General features: G+C 36.9%; 2 protein-coding genes. Both read left to right on the top strand.

Features of this window, described 5'->3' with window-relative positions; all coding sequences use genetic code 11:
- Positions 1-202: 202 nt before the first annotated feature.
- Complete coding sequence (locus A9239_RS11340; protein ID WP_048119031.1) at positions 203-1294, top strand: hypothetical protein; 1092 nt, start codon at positions 203-205, stop codon at positions 1292-1294.
- A gap of 1943 nt (positions 1295-3237) precedes the next feature.
- On the top strand, positions 3238-4239 hold the full coding sequence (locus A9239_RS11335; protein WP_048119028.1) for a DUF3344 domain-containing protein: 1002 nt from the start codon (positions 3238-3240) through the stop codon (positions 4237-4239).
- Positions 4240-4605: the final 366 nt, after the last annotated feature.

The following is a 4605-nucleotide window of genomic DNA, read 5'->3' as shown; positions in this document are numbered from 1 at the left end:
GAATAGGTTAGGAAGAACAGGTTCGGAAGAATAGGTTAGGAAGAACAGGTTAGGAAGAACAGGTTAGGAAGAGATAGGTGTGTACATAAAAGGCTTTCTAACACTGATTCAAAAAAATCTTCTTTGGCTAAAAAGTATGCAGTTCCTATCCCACGTAAAATTAGATAACTGAAAATTAATCCTGATACAAATGAGGTAAAACATGAAATACAGACTGATTCTCGCAGCAGTGCTTGCACTGATCCTGGCTGTTTATTTTGTTCCTGGAGTTATTATATCAGGAGCAGTTTCCAGCTCATCGCCTTCCCCTTTTGCGTGTAGTCTGGAGATTCCGCTGGACAAGAGTCAAGCTTCCAATGTTCTTGTAGCGGGACAAACCTGGGAGAGGGCTAGAGTAAACATCCAGAATATCGGAAGTGAACCTTTACACAATATAACCGTACTAATTGAAATTCCACAAGATCTGGAAATCGACATACCTTCTCAACCATATCATATAACAAAGGAAGGACAGAACCTCGAGGCCGAAATTGGGGATCTGTCTCCCGGACAAAGAGAAGGCCTCCTTCTTGATGTAAAACCACCTGCCTCTGTTGAGTTTAAAAAAGAGTTCCCTCTCAAAATTCACGTGGTCTACCTTGAAGGTGAGCAGCAAAGTAAACAATTTATAAATATTGTACCACCACCTTCCTGGCTGACTTATATTACGATCCTGGCAAGCCTCCTGCTCTTTGCTGGCATTCTGATTGCTGTAAAACATTTTGGAGTTCTTGAGCTCTTTTCAACTGTTGACCTGATAACAATAGCACTTCTTGCCGCCATTATTGCCGTAGTGTTCCGGTACATAAGTAAACTCATTAATCTGGGTTGGTTTGACGGCCTGGTTATTGCAATTCCCACAGTTATCCTGATGATAGTAGCCCTGCAGCTGGTCCGAAAGCCCGGAACTGCAACTTTGCTTTTTGCCTGTGTCCTGCTAATCAGTATTGTTGTCTGGGGTTCTCAGATTATGTGGCTGGGTTTCTATCTGGCTGAAGGTGTTATAGTTGACCTTCTTGTCTTCTTATTCGGGATGGATTATGCAGATAGGCGCTTGACAGCTGTGGTCTATGGCATATCAAGAGGCGCGATTTCAACCCTTGTATTCTATATGCTCTATGCCCCCGTTGAGTGGAAGATCTCATATGCACCCTGGTACGTAGGGGTTCAACTTGCACTTGCATGTGCAGGAGGGTTAATAGGAGGGCTGCTTGGCTACGATACAGCTATTAAAATGAGTGGTGCAAGGCTTTAAAATATCTATTAAAATTTTTGTTTTCTAAAAATCTGTAAAAAAGATTCAACTGGGCAGAGGATCAGAATTTTTTTCTGGCCCAACCCCTGCCCTAATATTCCGCAATAATATGTGTAGAGTATGCTTATGTTTACTAATTTTACTTTTATTTTAGTGAGATGAGTTTTTCAAATTGCTACAATATCTGGAAATAGTTTCATTTTGTGGACTTTTGCGGAATACAAGCTGCACCTAAAACTCTTCACCTGCCCATACTTACAGGCGAAGAATTTACAGGAGTTGTATGTTCAAGTAACGAATCTAGGAGGCTTTTCTTTTTTGTGTCCTTGTAGACATATATATGTATGATAAACTTATATTTAACATTTTCTGTAATTTTCATAACATTAGATGTTATTATAATAAAAAGTTATGTTATTTATAAAGAAGAAAAATACTCAGAGGGAAGAACCAAAAGGAATAACCATCATGATTCTCAGAGTGTCTGACTACTATTAGTTAATGAGCCTATCCCAAAACCTATTTTATTCTAAATTATCATGAATTTACAGGATCATTTTAGTGATTAAGTATTCAATTGATTGCTCCAAAAACGAGATCCAAAAATCAAATTTTGAGTTTCTGGATAGGCTCAATAAGAAAAAGAATGACCGTATCTGAGATGCAGCCTGAAAAATGTATTTAATTTTTCGGGTAAGTTCCAAATAGAATGATGGCTCTTCGCTGTTTAGAATGAGTAACTTATATCCATCCCTTAAATGTCGAAGTAGCGCATCTAAACTTTAAAAATGTTTATGGTTGAAACTCACATTCAAACTTGGTGTTTCTCTTTTTGGCCTAGCTACTTTTTAACTGATAAATTATTTTCAACCTACACAAAACAACGAAGAATCAAAATATTGAAAAATTAATATATCTACTATATAAATACGTTAAATTTGAAACAAAGTTGCATGTTTGCATATTATATAACACTTATTACAATTTTTATAAAATTTAATGTTATTTCATTAAAATTATTGTTATCAAAACAGAGCAAATGTGTCCCGGTCAAAGCAGATGATTTGATTAATCTTTATTGAATAATCACAATCGCTAGCCATATCTCTCATTCATTTTTATTATATTTATAAAACTATAAACTAATTTCTTTAACTGGCTACAATTTTAATTTCAACATGAGAAGGCAGTAAGGTATTTTCATAGGACAAGAACCAGGGGTAGTGTCCCTTTTTATAAAGTTGAAACATTTGAATTTTATTAAGAACTGCCACCCAATATTAAATAAATAGTAACAATATATAATTTGAAAATTTAATTTTATATTAAATTTATTCATCTTATGTATATCAAATAAAATTAATGAAAAAAAAAGTAATACTATGTTAGAAAAATTTAAATAAATGTTATGTCTAAAAAAATACTGCCGGAAAAAAGTAAATAGGCAAGAAAAAGTAGACAGTCCAGGGAAGTGGAACGTATTGACTTGCTGACTTGTCTTAAGACCCCTCATATAACCTTTAAAAATATGCCGATCCACATTCGTGAAACAGAGAAAGTGGAAATATATTCCGGCTATCAATCATCTGGACAAGGTGATTAGATCACATGAACACGAAGAATCTGAACAGAAGATAAAAGTGTCTACGTTCAGATTTTTCATTGTCCATTTTGAATGCTCTGTGCATGCTTACTGCACAGTATCGCTCGACGAATTTCCCAAAAAGCGTCGAGGATAACCGGAAGAAGGATAAAAGAGAATCCATTCTCGGATTCCAAAGTATATTATCCAGATTATATATAAACTTACTGGATAGTGTCGCTCGGCGGACCCCCAATGAGCTGTCTGAGGATGGAATAGTACAACGAGTTTTCAACTAAGATGCGGGGACAACCTGCGATTAAAATCAATATTCGAGTAGATTTGAAGGAGAAATTCATAGATGATAAGAAAATCTGATTTAAGTTTGCACATAGGGATGACTATGCTGGTCCTGTGTGCGGCACTGATTCTGACAGCGTTACCGGCGGCTGCTAATTATACGGGAGACAAGAATCTTACCGAAAATTTCAGTGGAATAATTACAGGCGAGATGAACTACACTATAGGTGACAGCTACTATAGCCCCAAAATGTGGAGTAACGACGATTATGTGTACACAACTACTATTTTAGAAGCCATACCGAATAACGCCGAGCCCGTTATAGCAAGGTTATATGTGTATTGGTCATGGAGTTTCAACGACACTGATCCTACTTCTACTAAGTATGACACAGGCGTTCCTTACCCTGAGATGAATGTAACCATTAATGGTGGTCAGCCTCTTGCGTTAGATGCTAGGTACAATGACACCAAGGACTTTGATGGATATAATTATCCCGCCGGGACGTACTGCTATGATGTAATAGGCAACGTTACACCTGGTGGTGTTAAGTCCTATGTTGTGAATATAACTAATTCATATAATGGTGAGTATAATCAGTCATTCAATATTGCGGGTGTGGGGCTTTTAACACTCTACAACTATACATCTTCAGAAAAAGAATACCGGATTGCAGAAGGACACGACATGTTGTATGACAAATACAATACCAGCACCAGTTCCTGGGAGAATGGAATACCACCAACTATGGCCACTAGTTATGCATTTTTAACTGACTTGACCGAAAATGAAAATAATGGAACTCTGACTACTGTCGTTCCATTTGCAGGTACAAACCCACCCGGAGGTACAGCATACAACGTGTTATTCTTTAATGATCAAGAGTGGGTAGGATTATGGGATGGAATTCCAAGAGACAATAATTTTGCATATGAGACTGTAAACGTAACTGTTATAGGAGGCAACAATACTGTCGGATTCCGAGATGGTGTGGACAACGCCACCCATACAACTGACCTTCAGATGGACCCAGCGAATGCGTTCCTGTTGCATCCATTATAATCAACAGTCAAAGTATAATTTTTTAGTAAGAGACAGTCTTTAGCAATGAAATCTTTGCAGGCTACAATTATCAGGAGGTATAAAATAAAGCGATCTCAAATAGCACCAGAAAAACATGACCGTTACCCTCATTCTGCTTGAAAAAGTATGAATATCAGGAAATGTAAAAATGATAGTTGCTTTCAGGATGTAACTGCTTGAATAAAGCAGTACTTCCCATATATTTTTTGATTATTTGTAACTTAACTCCGCCATATAATAAAAACACCGAATAAGCAAGTTTGTATCTTTTCGGGGAAGAGTAAAGTTAGATCCATGCATCTTCGGTTAAGTGAGGAATCATGACAAATTGCGTCGATTTCCTCA

Origin of the sequence: Methanosarcina sp. A14 (assembly GCF_001729375.1) — an archaeon.
In the GTDB taxonomy this organism is placed as follows: domain Archaea; phylum Halobacteriota; class Methanosarcinia; order Methanosarcinales; family Methanosarcinaceae; genus Methanosarcina; species Methanosarcina barkeri.
The sequence above is the reverse complement of the archived record's forward strand: the minus strand, read 5'-3'. Positions and strand labels throughout refer to the sequence as shown.